The organism is Halanaerobacter jeridensis (assembly GCF_016908315.1).
Lineage (GTDB): Bacteria > Bacillota > Halanaerobiia > Halobacteroidales > Halobacteroidaceae > Halanaerobacter > Halanaerobacter jeridensis.
The window spans coordinates 1-15873 of sequence record NZ_JAFBDQ010000029.1 but is presented as its reverse complement, the minus strand read 5'-3'; the positions used below and the strand labels follow the sequence as shown (position 1 = coordinate 15873).

The 15873-nt window shown below is 29.1% G+C and carries 10 protein-coding genes; all 10 read left to right on the top strand.

Annotated elements, in window-relative coordinates:
- Positions 1-190 precede the first annotated feature (190 nt).
- The 10 genes from JOC47_RS14860 to JOC47_RS14815 all read left to right on the top strand — a co-directional run bounded on the left by JOC47_RS14860 (position 191) and on the right by JOC47_RS14815 (position 15668).
- Positions 191-1009 (top strand): hypothetical protein, encoded by an 819-nt coding sequence (locus JOC47_RS14860; protein WP_204703186.1) that lies wholly within the window; start codon positions 191-193, stop codon positions 1007-1009.
- 281 nt (positions 1010-1290) lie between these two features.
- Positions 1291-2181, top strand: a complete 891-nt coding sequence (locus JOC47_RS14855) for an alpha/beta hydrolase family protein (protein WP_204703185.1) — start codon at positions 1291-1293, stop codon at positions 2179-2181.
- Positions 2182-2543: 362 nt separating this feature from the next.
- Entirely contained in the window at positions 2544-3050 is a 507-nt protein-coding gene (locus JOC47_RS14850; protein WP_204703183.1) for a hypothetical protein, read from the top strand.
- A gap of 31 nt (positions 3051-3081) precedes the next feature.
- Entirely contained in the window at positions 3082-3399 is a 318-nt protein-coding gene (locus JOC47_RS14845) for a restriction endonuclease (protein ID WP_204703181.1), read from the top strand.
- Between the two features lie 192 nt (positions 3400-3591).
- The gene (locus JOC47_RS14840; protein ID WP_204703179.1) at positions 3592-4422 is read left to right on the top strand and encodes a hypothetical protein; all 831 of its coding nucleotides are present in this window, start codon (positions 3592-3594) and stop codon (positions 4420-4422) included.
- Positions 4423-4913: 491 nt separating this feature from the next.
- Positions 4914-6155 carry an InlB B-repeat-containing protein gene (locus JOC47_RS14835; RefSeq protein WP_204703177.1) on the top strand — a complete coding sequence of 414 codons (1242 nt, stop codon included), beginning with the start codon at positions 4914-4916 and terminating at the stop codon, positions 6153-6155.
- 650 nt (positions 6156-6805) lie between these two features.
- Complete coding sequence (locus tag JOC47_RS14830) at positions 6806-9814, top strand: PDDEXK family nuclease (protein ID WP_204703175.1); 3009 nt, start codon at positions 6806-6808, stop codon at positions 9812-9814.
- Between the two features lie 23 nt (positions 9815-9837).
- Positions 9838-11478: a hypothetical protein gene (locus JOC47_RS14825; RefSeq protein WP_204703174.1), complete on the top strand. Its 1641-nt coding sequence runs from the start codon at positions 9838-9840 to the stop codon at positions 11476-11478.
- A 204-nt stretch (positions 11479-11682) separates the two neighbouring features.
- Positions 11683-13713 carry a tetratricopeptide repeat protein gene (locus JOC47_RS14820; protein ID WP_204703172.1) on the top strand — a complete coding sequence of 677 codons (2031 nt, stop codon included), beginning with the start codon at positions 11683-11685 and terminating at the stop codon, positions 13711-13713.
- A 794-nt stretch (positions 13714-14507) separates the two neighbouring features.
- Complete coding sequence (locus JOC47_RS14815) at positions 14508-15668, top strand: deoxyguanosinetriphosphate triphosphohydrolase family protein (protein WP_204703170.1); 1161 nt, start codon at positions 14508-14510, stop codon at positions 15666-15668.
- Positions 15669-15873 lie beyond the last annotated feature (205 nt).

The following is a 15873-nucleotide window of genomic DNA, read 5'->3' as shown; positions in this document are numbered from 1 at the left end:
TTATATGGACTTCGCATAACATGCGATTAGCGACATCTAGGCTAAGAGGGATATGCAGGGTTGCAGAACTGACTTATGAAATTTAGGAGAATAGGTAAAGTATAGGAGCAGCAATGAGACGTCGCGAATCCCAGGGACGTTATATGACATCGGGCTATGTAAAGAAATTACTGAAAAGAGGAGGGGGATTATGTCAAAAGATATTTTAAATTTACCGTATAGCAAAGAATTACCTGAGTTTTATACTGATCCTTTAAGTGACTTTTATCTCAGAGTAAGAGAACTTGTAAATTATACTGGGGAAATAATTGTTATGGCTTTCAATAGTGATGCCTATGAGTCAATTGATATCATTGAGCCAGAATTCAACTTTGAAACTAAGGATATAGAGTCTTCATTAAATATACCTCAGATAAAAATAATTTCAGAAAAGCAAAAAAGTTTGAAAGAAAAAATGATTAAAAGATTATTTTATACTTCATTAACTCAGTTAGTTGGACATTATGAAAAGTTTCTTTGGGAATTAGGATGGGATATTTATTACTTTAATGATATATTAAAGAAGTCTAAAAAGAAGTTTACTGCTTCAAGAATTGCTAAGTTTGATAATTATGATGAATTAAAGGATGATATAATTTGTGAATTGCTTACTAATTTAATGATGAAACCATATACTAAGATTGTTTCTCAATATGAATCTCGTTTTCATATTGGGATTCATAAAAAAGCTCCTATTAGTTTAGAAGTGGTTAGTAATTTAATTCAGTTAAGACATGTGATAGTTCATAATGAAGGACATGCTTCCAAAAAATATTTAACCAAAATGTCTAATTATGATAAGGAAGACATACCTAAAATGCTACAAAAAAGATATGAATCTGTAGACATTGATTTTCAATGGTATTTTGAGATGTGTAAACTTTTACTTGATTTAGGAGATCATATTGATCAACAAGCTCGGAAAAGATGGAAAACTAGTGCTGATATAGGAAGGTGCCAATTAGACTAAATTAAAACCAGCCCGACGTCATATAACATGGGCTTAGCGACATATGAGCCTTAGTAGGAAGGTAGAGATGACTTATATCAGAGTGTTTTGTTTTAACGAACGAGAGTGGTTTTATCGAAAGTAAGCTCAGACGTCGCGAAGCCCAGGGACGTTATCCGACATATCTCATTATTTATCTTTAAAGAGGTGAAATTGATTTGAAGAAAAAATCATTGATTTTTTAAATATTATTGTGTTTATTGGGAGTGATTGTTTGGCTTAATTTTATAGCAGGATCAGGAATGAAACAGGACCTAGATTCATTGAAAAATTCAAATGGTAAAATCATTTCCCAGAAGAAACTTAGTATGATGCCTTATGCTAAATCTAAATCTAGATTTAATGAGGCTCAGCTAAAGAGTTTAAAAGAAAATCTTTTTAACAAATGCAAATATTATAAGATTAAATATTTAAGTGATAAGTTAAAAATAGAAGGATTTGTAATAAGACCAAAAGAAAATGGAAAACATCCAGTTATTATATTTAATCGTGGTGGGAATCGAGAGTTTGGGAAAGTAAATAAAAATAAATTAATATGGCTTTCTTCATTTGCTTCTCAAGGATATGTAGTAATAGCATCTCAATACAGAGGAGTAGATGGTGGGCAAGGAAAAGAAGAACTTGGTGGAAAAGATATTAATGATGTTTTAAATTTAGTTCCTCTTGCTAAAAGTTTAAAATTCGTCAACAAAGATAAAATAGGGATGTTAGGATTTTCTCGTGGAGGAATGATGACTTATTTAGCTATAAAAAATAATGTAGATATAGAGGCAGCAGCTGTAATAGGTGGTGTTTCTAATTTGATTCAAAATTATAAAGATAGAGGAATGAAAATGAAAAAAGTATATGAAGAATTAATTGGAGGTTCCCCATCAAAATATAAGCAAGAATATAAAGACCGTTCTGCTTATTATTGGCCTGGGGAAATAGATGTTCCAGTTTTGATTATGCATGGAGAATGGGATAGTAAAGTAGATGTTAAACAAGCTAAAAATTTAAGTGAAAGACTAAATAATGAGGATAAAGACTACAAACTAATGATTTTTCCAAATTCATATCATGGTTTGCGAAACAAAGGAGAAAAAAGAGATCGTAAGATTATAGAATGGTTTGATAATTATTTGAAAGATTAGAATATTTTTATGAGTGTCCATGAGATACATCGGATAACAGCAACTTAGCGACATCTAGGTGCAGAGGAAGGGCAGGATTGCAGCACTGACTTATGAAATTTAAGAGGATAGGCAAAATAGAGTAGCAATAATGAGACGTCGCGAAGCTGCGGGACGTTATATGACATTATTTAAAATGTTTCTTCGCATAAAAGGAGTCAAAAGTCAGAGCATAAAAGTAAAATAATATACTAAATAGTAGTTAAATAGCAAGGGAAGATAGTTATTTGCTAAATTTGATAATATATGGTCTAGTAATTTTCATTTTGGAAACCAAAATATATTATTAAACATTATAATTTTATTATATAGGGGGGAGGATTATGGCTAATTTATCATTTACAGAACAAAAATATTTTGAAAAAATATTTGAAATGGGCGGAGGCTATGTTTTAGATTTTTCTAATACAGATTTTCAAAGATTTGTTTTTGATAGTCTTCAAATAGATGTTTATGAAAAATATAATTATGCTTCAAAAGCTAAATTATTAAGAAAACTTATAAAAGATTTTAATGATAAACAAGTAGGCAAATTGTTATTAGAATTATTAAAATATAAACAAACTCATCTTGGAATTAAAGAGGATGAGAAAAAAGCATTTAATAAATGTGTTGATATTGGGAATCGGTTAGTTGGAAAGAAAACAAAAAAAGTTAAAAATAAATCTGAAGAAAGAAGAAATAAAAATAAGTTTGATTTTGCAAAATTCTCAAATTTATTGAATGAATTAAAAGAAATTAATAGTCCTCAGAAAAGAGGGTATAAGTTTGAAAAATTTTTATATAAATTGTTTTTAGAAAATGATTTAGATCCTAAAAAAAAGTTTTAAAATAATTGGAGAACAAATTGATGGTAGTTTTGTGTTTCAAAATGAAGTTTATTTGTTAGAAGCAAAATGGACTAAAAATCCAGTTGGTAAAAGTTCTTTAGTTAATTTTAATTCAAAAGTAGCATCAAAATCCGGTTTTACTAGAGGTTTATTTATTAGTGATTCTGGTTATTCTGAAGAAGCTTTACAAACTTTTTCGGATGGGAGAAAAGTGAGAATTATTTTAATGACGGTACAAGAACTTGCAATTATTTTTGAACGTGAGATTAATTTTAAAGATGCAATATATAAAAAAGTGAGAACATTTGCAGAAAGAGGTGAGTTTTATACAAATATAATGGATTTATAAGATTTAAATAACATCATATAACATAGGGTTAGCGACATCTAGGCTAAGAGGATAGGTGAAGCTCGGGATTACATATGAAAGTTTTAGAGGTAGGACAAGTTATAGTAGGGGGGAGCTAGACGTCGCGAACCCTAGGGACGTTAGATGAAATTCAGCTATAAGTGAGAGTATTTTTAATTAGGAGGAATTTAAATGAGATACTTATACTATATAATATCTTTATTATTGACAGCAGTTATTTCTTTTTTTATCGGAAAATACATTTGTGAAAATGATGTTAATAATAAATTTTCTAAAATTGTTAATAAGATTTTTTCTCAGGAAGTCCTTTTGAGTTTAATGGCAATAATTGTTTCCAGTGTTGGAGTTTATATATCTGATAGACAAGCTGAGATAGCTAAACAACAGGCTGAGACAGCTAAGCAACAGACAGTTATTTACCGACAAAAAGTATATCCTCATTTTAATATACATACTTATCTTGGTGACAAAAGAATTAATGATAGATATATTAATCAACATATCAATATATACAATAATGGTGGAAATTTCTATGAATTAAAATGTTCTTCTATAGTATTTTTAAAAGTTAAATATGATACTGATAAATATTATATTCCTGCTAATTCATTTTTTGGAGTAAGTAAGCAAATAGTTAGTGATAATAATTTAATTTATAAATTTATTGGCTTTAAAAACAATTTAAAAAGATCTTCTTTAAGTAGAACTCTAGCTAAACATGCTAAAAAAAATGAAAAAATCCTAGGAAAAGCAGAGGAAATAATATTTGTCAAAGTATATTATCAAGATATATTTGGTAAGAATCATACATTATATTTTAATGGGTCAACTGGAGAATTATTAGATAATAATGTTGGAGAGAAATTATTTAAAAAACATAAAAAAAGACTTAAAAAGATGTCTTACAAATTATTTTCTGAGTTTTCTGTTAATACAATATTAAATTATATTAAAAAGCATAAACCAGATGATAAACTTTTAACTAATATTAATAATAAGTGATTTGCTGTAGGAGCTCAAACTATGAGAATATAGTTTTGAACATACTTAATAAAATTATTATGCGTGATATATAAATAGACAAATGAAATTTTTATATAGCCAATAATTTTGTTTTATAAAGGAAGTATTAAAAAAGGACTTTTATTATAGATAATAGTTTGTTTAGAGCTAAATAAGTTGTATTATAAAGCTGAACTTCATCTAACATAGGGTTAGCGACATCTAGGCTAGGAGGTTAGGCAAAGTTAAGGATTACATATGTAAGTTTTATAGGAAAGACAAGTTATAAGAGAGTTGAGCTAGACGTCGCGAACCCTAGGGACGTTAGAAGAAATTGCCTTAGTTTAATATTTTCAAGAGGTTATTTTGTTTACAACACTTAAATTTATAGGTGTTTTGGTTAATAAATAAAAAGCACTATATTCTCTAAGAGTTGAAAGTGTAAACATATATTTTATAAAAGAAGCAAAATTAAAATAAGGAGGCAAAAAATGAGTTTTAAGAAATTGATAGTAATAGGATTAGCCTTGATGTTGTTGGTAGGAGTAGTAGGATGTTCAGATGATGATAGTGTAAAGAAATATAATTTAACAGTAGAGCCTAAAACAGATGGTACAGGAGAAGTAACAGTAGAACCTTTAAAAGATAAGTATGAAGAAGGTAAGGAAGTAACTCTTACGCCTAGTGGAAAAGGAGAACATAGTTTTGATCACTGGGAAGGTAGTGGTTATGATGGAAATACAGATAATTCGCTAACAGTAGAGATGACAAATGATATTACCTTAGTAGCAGTATTTAAAGATAGTGTAGCTCCATCAAGCCCGACAATAGAAGATATAAGTACGGGAACATATAATAGCAATCAGACTTTTACGATTTCAGGAGAGACAGGAGCAACAATAGAGTATTCAAAAGATGGAGGAACAAGTTGGACTGAGTATAGTTCCGAAGTGACATTATCAAAAGAAAAGACTCACAATTTGGTAGCAAGACAGACAGATGATGCAGGAAATACTTCCAGTAATACAGATGCAATGAAAATAACGATAGATAAGACAGCTCCTAACTGGACAACGGAGCCTAATATCACAACAACAGCAGATGCAAGTAGCGTAGGAATAAGTTCCCAAGTAGATGAAGAGGGAACAATTTATTATAAAGTTATATCTGATGGAGTAACAAAGCCAACAGCAAGTGAAGTAAAATCAGCTGGAAATAGTAATTCAATTTCAGCTGATACAATAAAAGAGATTACAATTGACAGTCTTAATGCAGGAACAGAGTATGATATATTCTTTGTTGCTGAGGATAGTGCTGGTAATTTACAGAGTGAAAGTAGAGTGAAGAAGGTAGAAAAAGTGGGAGAAAGTGGAGTTGTGATTAATTTTCAAATAGGAGGAGGCGGAATTGGTGTACAATCAGTGAATACAAAAGCAGAAGATAAGATTATAATTACAGAAGTAGAGTTGATAATTTATGAAGAGAGTGATTATGATATTAATGGTAAAAATGCAAAAGTAGTAAAAAATAAAACTAAAACAGGTAGTAGTTTAAGTGATATTGGAGGTATTGGTCTTTATTTACCATCTAATAATAATTATACATTAGTAGCTAAATTATCAGGAACTATCAATGGGAAAGTAGAGAGTGGAATTTATCAAGGGACTACTGAGACAGGAATATTAGAAGCAGGTGCGACTAAATCTATTACTATGGAGGTTTCTTTAAATTAGCGTAGCAGTTAAATGTAGAGATTGCTAGAATATTAAATGTGTCTAAAATGTTTGATACAGCTTCGAAAGAGATAGATTTATGATAGCAAACATGGTAATTTCTATTCAAAAGTATTACTTCTAGAAGTAAATTCACCTTGACCATATGGTTTTAAGCACTATAAATTTCACGTAATTTGGACATTAGTTCTATATCTTATTGAAAAATACTAGATAAAGAACAGGATATTAAAAATAATAAATATCCTTGGAATAGATAAAATATCAATAATACCGCAAAATATTTTAATCATTCAATCTTTATAGCCCCCCCTGTTAGTGTAGAATAAGTATAGGCAACTTATTTTAATTATAACAAACATAAAGAATTATTTTTCAGAAATTGATAAATTAAGTTTTAAAAGTACTAAAATAGTTTAGTTGCATAATAGAGATTAATGATAAATCATCGGCAACTTCTTCTAACATGGGATTAGCAACATCTAGGTGCAGAGGATAGGGCAGGATTTAAGCACTGACTTACGAAATTCAGGAGAATATGCAAAAGTAAAGTAGCAGTAGCGAGACGTCGCGAATCCCAGGGACGTTATATGACATCTCCTTAAAAACATTATAAAGCAAATATTTAAATATTAAGGTGGGATCTATTTATGTCTTCTAATGCAATTGATTTAGTTTATGAGAAGCTTAGTTCTACTGGACCAGATGGGTTTGAAGGTTTAATAGTAAAATTGTTAGAAAACTTAACTGGATATAAGTTTCATCTTGCCGATTCGGGAAGACAGCTTGGGAGAGATATGAGTTCAGATTTTATAGATGGAAGTGTAATTGCTATTGAATGTAAAAGATACAAGGAAAGTACTACTCTGAACTCTCGAGAGTTATTAGGAGAAATGGATCAGGCATGTGATTATATTCCATTTTTAGATTTATGGGTTCTTGTGACCACTAAGTTTATTCCTTCACAATTACATAGTGAGTTATCGAATAAGGCTTTAAGAGAAGGTATAGTTTTTGAAGGTATTTCAAAAAATAATGAGTTTCCTGATATTTCATTTTTAGAAGTTTTATATGCTCAAGCTGAAAAAATAATTTTTGATTTTCTTGAATCAAAATTGTCTCAGGGAGAAAAAGAAGAGTTAAGTTTAAGGTTTGAAGAAATTAGACAAAATAAAAATTATGATAGTATGTTAAAAAATTTAAAGAATAAATTTGATACTGCAGAAATTGGGTATAACCATTGGAAAAAACTCCAAAACAACTGGTTAATAAATTGTTTTACTAGTGAAGATAAAAGTAGAAAAGAATATGGACAATTACTTAATGTTAAAGAAGATTCACAGACACTTATTAAAAGAGATTTAGCATGGGATAAGATAGATGATTGGTATTATAATTGGGGAAGTAATAAAAGTTTTTTAGCTGTATTGGGAGAAGAAGGAGATGGGAAAAGTTGGACGGTTGCTTCTTGGATTGCTAATAAAATAGAAGAAAATAATGAATTTCCATCAGTAGTATTTCTTTCTTCAAGGAATGTTAATGAAACATCTCCTAGAGAGATATTAGCTAATGTCATAAATAAAAGACAAAATTTTAATAATTTGGAGTTTTGTTTAAACAAGATTGATAATTGGTTAAACAAATCAATAGACGAGAAACCATTAATGCTTATAGTTCTTGATGGAATAAATGAACGATATAGTTTGAAACATTGGAGAAAATTGTTAGAACACCTATCAGATGATTCTTGGAAAGATAAGATTGCTTTAATTATTACTTCTAGAACAGCATATTGGGAACGCGTTTTTAGTGACTTGAGTTATTTAAACAAGAGAGAGGAGATAATTCCTCCTTATAATGATGAAGAATTAACTGCAGCTCTTAGTCATTTTGATTTAAATATAAATGATATTTCAAATGATTTATTACCAATGATACGAAAGCCTCGTTATTTTGATTTAATGGTTAAATTTCGTGATCGTATAACTAAATCAGGAGACGTAACTGCAGCACGTTTGATATATGAAGATTGGAAAGATAGATTGGAGAGAAAAGATAATTTAACAGAATTAGATAATAATAGCTTTAGAAATATTATTAAAGAGCTTGCTTTAAAATATAAGAAGGGAAAGGAAAAAGTATTAATAAGTGAAGTAGAGGAATTATTACCTGGTTTCATTAGAGAAAAAGAAATATTATTAGATGATTTATGTACTGGAGGGATTTTAAGAAGACAAAGTGGGAAATACAAAGTAGATGAAAATTTATTAAATCTTGGATTTGGATTATTATTAGTAGAGCAAGCGGAAGAAGCATATAATGAGAATCAAAACTTAAATGATGTAATAGGAAAATGGCTTGAACCATATATAGGGATGGATGTTAAAGCAAAGATATGTGAAGCTGCAGTTTTGCATTCATTTATGTTAGACTGTCCCGAAGATATTAAAGTTTCATTGTTGTTTGCTTGGGTAAATAGCCAAAATAGTGGACAAAAAGTTCAAGAAACCTTTTTTGCGTATTTTCCATTAGATAAAAAATCTTATACACTTTTGGCAGAAAAAATTTGGCGAAATGAGTATAATGACCCCTGGGTTCAAGATTTAATTATGGATGCTTTTCTTTCTTGGGATAATTTGTTAAAGAATTCAGATTTTATTATATCAACTTTTGAAAAATGGTTAGGCTATATACATCCAGAAGGATTTCCGTTTCAAAGACGAGGTGAAAGGGAAGGGGAAGAAATAAGAGAAGAAATTGAATCTTGTATAGGATTAAAACTAGAACCAGGAGTTTTAGATTATTATGGTTATAAGATAATGGTTATAGAAAATGATGGTTTATTAAGGCTAGGAAGATTTGCTTTAGCAGTTATTTCCCATTTGCCAAGATCAGTTTTTATTCATGCAATAGCAATAGGATGTGTTGCTGAGTCCATTATGGGTAGATCTAATAAATATAAACTTTTCAAGTGGGTAGTTAATTCTGCTCAATCTTCAGTTTGGGAAGGTATAAAAGAAGAGGTAAAAAATCTTATTTCAATAGATAACAAAATAACTAAAAAGGCAGCTTATAGGTTGCTTTCATTTGAAGGTAGTCGAAAAGCATATAAAATTAAACAAAACTTACCAGATGATTTATTTCCTGAACATCCTTTGAAGAAAAAATATGAGGAAGATCCATGTAAGTTTTTTGGTCAATTGAAACACAAGGATATAGAAGAGTGTTTAAATAGAGAGGATTTAAATTTGATGTCAATTGCTAAAAAGATTAATCCATTTTGTATAGACCCTAGTTTAACTGTTCCTAAGAAAGTAAAAGAAAAATTACCATCTTTATTTGAAAGTATTGATGTAAGTGATATTCGAATTAATAGATTTAAAACTGTTGAAGATAGTAAATTAGAAGATATTGAACCTATATTTTATACATCTGCACCTGAAAAATTAGTAGATTTCATTCATAATATAGTTTTAGATCTTAATAATCGTAAGGATGTTTCCTTGGAACAATTAACTTTTTTCTTATTAAAACATTATTTAATATTTACCGAAAAAGAATTTAAAAAATTTTTAACATTTGGCAAAAACTCCATAGTGATAAAGATATTAATGAGGCAGAAGAATATGCAAAGCAATATTTATTTAAACTTGTATTAGTTAATTTAGATTGGAATGAGCAATTGGATTATTTAATTGATAGGAAAAATAATGCGTTAAATTTATTAGGGTATAAGTATAAGTTTAAAAGAATCGCTGATTGGGACAAAGTATTAGATAAATTAAATACCGAATCAGATGAAGAAAAATTAGCACGTATTTTGTGGTTTATGTCCGTTAATTCTGAAGAGATTCCGGAAAGAGTATTAGAAAAAATCATAAAGTATATTAATAATGATTATATAACGGAGATAAGGGGTACAGCATTTGAAATTTTTTATAAAAATAGATATAAACCAGTAGTGAAAAAGATGATAAATAATTCTTGGTGTTGGGATTCTTCGAATGGATTAAAAGAAAATCATTGGGGAAGTCTCTTGCTTTGTGAGTATGCTGAAAAGATATCATATTCTAATTTACGTGATATTATTGATCCGGCTTATTTAGGATATGCAGTAAAATGCAGAGGTGAAAACGAAGAAGATATTAAGCAATATATCGAGGATATAAATTTATTTATTGATAAATTTGTTGATAATAATGAAGATTTATTAAAATTAACTTCTAAGATTGAAGTAAAATGTAATAGTGATAAAGAAGTTAAAGCAATAGATTTTTATAGATCAAAACGGTCTTCTAATGGAGTGAAATTTATTGATAGAAACTTTTCTTGGGGAGGGGGTTCAAAAAGTAGTGAAAAGGATCTAGAAAAATTATTGTCTCCTGAAAAAAAAGAAGAGGAAAAAGAAAAAAATATTCAACTTATTAAAAATATAGTTAATAAGCAAAAGAAAGCTGGCAATACTTGGTTTGTAAAGAGATTGGATAGTGATGTTATAGGATTAATTTTAAAGGAAGATGAAATAATAGATAGGTTGATAGAACCAGTATTAGATGAGAAACCAGATGCAATTAAAAAAGTTATTTTTAATAAAGGTTTGTATGAAACTATATGTAAAAAAATGATTGAGATTACTCCTGAAAAAGGAATAAAATTATATAGAAAGTTAAATGAAATAGATGATATAGTTTGTTTTACTGATAAAAATACTCATATTCCTTTACTTGATTATGCGGTTTTTAATGTTTCTGATAATGAAGTGATAGAAAAAGAATGGAATAATTATTTAAAGAGATGTAAAGTGGATCAGGATTTATTAGAATTATCAATATTAGCTGAAACTGGACAAGCGTGTGATTGGCTATGGAATAAAATAGATGAAGAAATAAATTCTGAGATATTATTTAAGCAAACCCGTGCTATGACAATACTTGGGTTTTTGAATAGTGAAGAAGCAGGAGAAATTCTTCAGGAGCATTATAAGGAGGAACCTAAAACTTGGTTAGATAAGGTAGCAAATGAGAGTCTTAAAAGATTTAATAAAAATATATATGCTAAATATTGGTTTAATGAATTTTTAAATGAAGAAAATGAAGTAAAAGCTTGGAGATCATTTAGGTTATTTTTACAGGGGGTTGATAGAAGGTTTTGGGTATGGGTTAAGGATATAAAAATTAATAAAGATAATAATTATATTAAATATAATTTCTTCAAAGATAATTTAGATACAATAAAAAATCAGATTAGAAAAAATGAAAAAGAATTTAGAAAAAAGTTTTTAGGACATAAAATTTTAGAGAAACAAGCTTGGCCTTGGATGTAAATCAAGGAGACGTCATATAACATAGGGTTAGCGACATCATAAGTGTTAGAGATTATTGTTGCCGCAATGACTTATAAAATTTAGGTTTATAATTAGTAATGAAAGAAATATATGACGTCGCGAACCCCAGGGACGTTATAGGAAATCGGGCTTGAGCTATTCAAAAAACGAATATAAAAGTAGAGAATGGAGGAGGGAATTTAATTGTTTAATCCAGTATTGTGGACTCTTGATAACGAAACGGATCCATTTGTATTTGAAAGATTATGTAGTGATTTAATGTATAGAAATGGTTTTAAAAATATTGTTCCATTAGGAAGAGTACATGATAGGGGGAGAGATGCAGAAGTTGAGTTGCATCGGGGGAAAAATGGAGAGAATGAAAGAGTGTTTTTTCAGTATAGTTTAAGGAAAGATTGGAAAATCAAGTTAAAAAAAGAGCTTGAAAAGGTAAAAAAATATGGACATGAGATAGATAAATTTGTATTTGTTACTACCCAAAATGTTACTGGAAATCAAATGGATAAACTTGAAGAAAAAGCTAAAGAAGATTACGGTTGGGATTTAAAAATATATCATAGAGATTGGCTTAGATTGCAATTAGAAGAAGGAAATAAAGATTTAGCAAAGAAGTATTTGGGAATTCCAGAAAAATATATTGAAAATAATCTTGAACAAGTAACTAATACTACTCCTCCTAAAGACCAACAAGAGGAAAAAGCTTGGCAACTTTATTTGAATAAAAAGTATGAGAAGGCAATACCTAAGCTGAAAGATTTATTGGATAATTCAGAAGATGATAAGTTAGTATATAATGCTATAGCAGGATGTTATTACAGCTTATATAATTATAAAAAAGCATTAAAATATATAAATTATTCTTTAGATATAAGTTCTGATTTTAGTCAGTCATTGATGATCAAAGGATGTATATTAGCGGAATATGGCATTTCCTCCAATTCAAAACACAAATTAGTATTAGCTAAAAATATATTTGAAGGTTTAGTTTCTGAATTGGATAATTGGGGCATTTATTATAATTTGGCTAACACTTTAAGTGCTTTAGGAGAATACGAGACGGCAAAAGAATATTACTTAGAAGCTTTGGAGGATAATAAAAATGACTTAATTTGGAAAAATCTAGGAACATGTTATTATCATTTAGGAAATCATGAGCAAGAAATTGAATGTTTTGATAAAGCTTTAGAATTAAATCCAAGTAATATAGAAGCGTTAGTTAGCAAGGGAGTTACATTAGCAAAAGTTTTTAACGAATATAAAGAAGGGTTAGCTTTATTAAATGGTGCTTTGAAGAAAGGAGAAGAATTAGCATATAGATGGCCGCATATTTGGTTTTGGAAAGCTAGATTTTTGATTGAGCTTGATAATTATGAAGAAGCTTTAAATACTGTGAATAAAGGACTCGAAATATCTCCAGATTATAAAGCTTTACTAAATTTGAAAGCTTCAATTTTAAGTGAATTATGGAGAAATGATAATCAATTTATAGATAAAGCTAAGGGTTTTTTTGAATATAAACTTGAAGTATATGAAAAAGATATTAATGCATTAAGAGAATTATCCTTGCTTTATAAAAAAAGTGGTGAGAAGAAAAAGGCATTAAATATGTTAGTGCTAGTAATTAATTATATGAGTGGATTAGAAGAGAAAATAAATATAGAAGAATTATTAGAGTTAGATATTTCCTTTAAGAAACTAATTCAATTGATTAAAAATGTAGAATTTTATTGTTCTTATAGAGAGAGTAAATTGATTGAAGAGTGTTTTGAACAATATAAATTAAAATTAAACTCTAAAGCAAAAAAGGTTTTGTGGATTATTTGGGGAATAAATTTTACAAAAATATTAAAATCAATTAATGCTCCAGTAATGGTAAATGAACAATACATAAATAAATTGTATGACGATAGTATGAAAATTATGGAAAAGTATATTGGTTTAATTACTAAGAATTTTGCACAAGAATATAAAAAAGGTTCTGAGACAGAAAGGATAGATTTTTTGGCAATTCTTTTAAATGAGTTACCGGAAATTATTTTAAGAGAGTTTTCTAGTCAAATAGGTTATTTAACTGGGAAATTTAATTTTGACCCTGATACAGTTGATAATGCATTGATAGGGAAAGGGGAAAAATTTGCAAGATGGTTAAAAGCCCAAATTCGCCCGATAATATCTTCTGCAGATATAGAACTTGGTTTATTTGAAGAAGAATAGTTTTGGAAGACGCCCGACTTCCTATAACAGCAACTTAGCGACATCCAGTTGCAATGCATAAATGGAGCTGAGAATGACTTATGAAATTCAGGGAGCATTAAGCTAAATTATAAGAGCATTAGTGGGACGTCGCGAAGCTGCGGGACGTTATACGAAACACCTGCTTTTTTATAATATTTTAAGCTTAGATTACTCGTAGCAGCGAGCAAGGTTAATAGCAAAGAAGTTATAGTAGATAAAAAAACATTTAAATATATTTTAAAAGTCAAAACTAACATGAGTTGGTCTCAAGATTTTATGAGATATAGAATTTGGGTTAGTAAGAGGAGCAGAATTGGAGAGTAGTTAGAAAGTTTAGATGTAGGTTTGGGTGGGTAAGAGTAGATTATAATTTTGTAGGATAGTAATATCAAGAGTGGAGATTAATATTATCTACTCTAACTTCTAGAAATCTCTTTTCTATAATGCAAGGTTTGAGATAGGAGCGGTAGCAAATCAAATTATTGTTTTGCTGATTAAGTATTTTAAGCAAAATTTTGATTTTTCTCACGCTTGCGAAGTGCTTAGCTTATGCGTATATTCTTGAGAATTGGGCAGTGAAAGGACGTTCTAGCAAAAGCAGCTGCATCGTATAACATGGGATTGAGCGACATCAGATGCAGAGGATAATGGCAAGGGGCACGCGCTGACTTATGAAATTCAGGAGGATAAGCAAAAATATAGGAGCAATAGTGGACGTCGCAAATCCCAGGGACGTTAGCTGAAATACACATTAGAAAACTGGAGGTGTGGGAATGATTAAAAGAAAAGATCTGGAACAAAAAGAAAAAAATGATTTGAAACCATATGCTTGTTTTAGTTATAATGCCAAAAGAGTAGATAGTGTAAAACAACATCCAATTAGAACAAAATTTCAAAGAGATCGGGATAGAATAATACATTCAAAATCTTTTAGAAGAATGGAGTATAAAACACAGGTTTATCTAACACAAACCGGTGATCATTTGCGAACAAGATTAACTCATAGTTTAGAAGTTTCCCAGATTGCAAGAACAATTGCTACCCAACTTGGATTAAATATTGACTTGGTTGAGGCTATTTCATTAGGACATGATGTTGGACATACTCCTTTTGGTCATGTAGCTGAAAGAAAGTTAAATAAGTTATTAAATGAAGACAATGTAGGAGATTTCAAACATAATATACAAAGTGTTAGAATATTGAATTGTTTAGAGAAAAAATACAGTTATAAAGGTTTAAGACTTACTATACCTCTTTTAGAAGGGATTTTAAAGCATACTGATAAGTATGCTAACTTACCAAAGTTTTGTGAAGGTCTATATTTAGATAAAGATTTTTCTGTAACTTTAGAAGGACAAGTAGTTGCAGTTGCAGATGAAATAGCTCAAATAACTCATGATATGGATGATTTTTTGCGTTATAAAATAGTATCTTTAAATGATTTTTTAGATCATGAGTTGTTTGAAAATCTCCAAAAATATTTTATAGAAAAAAGAAATATGAACTTTACAAAGAAGATTGAAAATTGTAATAAAGATTTAATGAAAGAAACTGTTATTAAGCACCTAGTAGATTATTTAGTTTCTAAATTAATAGAAGATGCAGAAGAAAATTTAGAGGATGATATAAGGGCTTATGAAATAGATAAAGAATATATTAAACTCAATAAAATAGAAAAATTAGTAAATGACTTTCATAAATATATTAATAAAAAATGTTTTAATGATTTCCGAATAAAAGAAATGGATAGGAGAGGAGAAAAAATTGTAGAAGTGTTGTATGAATATTATAAAGAATATCCTAAAGACACCTTGCCTAAATCTACTTATGAATTATATGAAGAAAATGGTATTAGAACAATTGCAGATTATATATCAGGGATGACAGATAGGTATGCTATTGAAGAATATGACTCATTGATAGAATTGTTTTGATTCGATGTGTACTTCAGCTAACATAGGGTTAGCGACATCTAGGCTAATAGTTTAGGTGAAAGTAGAAATTACATATGAAAGTTTTAGAGGATGGACAAGTTATAGGAGGTTTGAGCTAGACGTCGCGAACCCTAGGGACGTTAGGCGAAATTTACAAGGGGGTTAATATTTATATGAACAAACATATTAAAATTCATTCAGAAAT

What these genes read in the sequence shown, in the direction of transcription:
- JOC47_RS14860 (WP_204703186.1), top strand. Translation starts at nt 191, where the DNA reads ATGTCAAAAGATATTTTAAATTTACCGTATAGCAAAGAATTACCTGAG.
- JOC47_RS14855 (WP_204703185.1), top strand. Translation starts at nt 1,291, where the DNA reads ATGAAACAGGACCTAGATTCATTGAAAAATTCAAATGGTAAAATCATT.
- JOC47_RS14850 (WP_204703183.1), top strand. Translation starts at nt 2,544, where the DNA reads ATGGCTAATTTATCATTTACAGAACAAAAATATTTTGAAAAAATATTT.
- JOC47_RS14840 (WP_204703179.1), top strand. Translation starts at nt 3,592, where the DNA reads ATGAGATACTTATACTATATAATATCTTTATTATTGACAGCAGTTATT.
- JOC47_RS14835 (WP_204703177.1), top strand. Translation starts at nt 4,914, where the DNA reads ATGAGTTTTAAGAAATTGATAGTAATAGGATTAGCCTTGATGTTGTTG.
- JOC47_RS14830 (WP_204703175.1), top strand. Translation starts at nt 6,806, where the DNA reads ATGTCTTCTAATGCAATTGATTTAGTTTATGAGAAGCTTAGTTCTACT.
- JOC47_RS14815 (WP_204703170.1), top strand. Translation starts at nt 14,508, where the DNA reads ATGATTAAAAGAAAAGATCTGGAACAAAAAGAAAAAAATGATTTGAAA.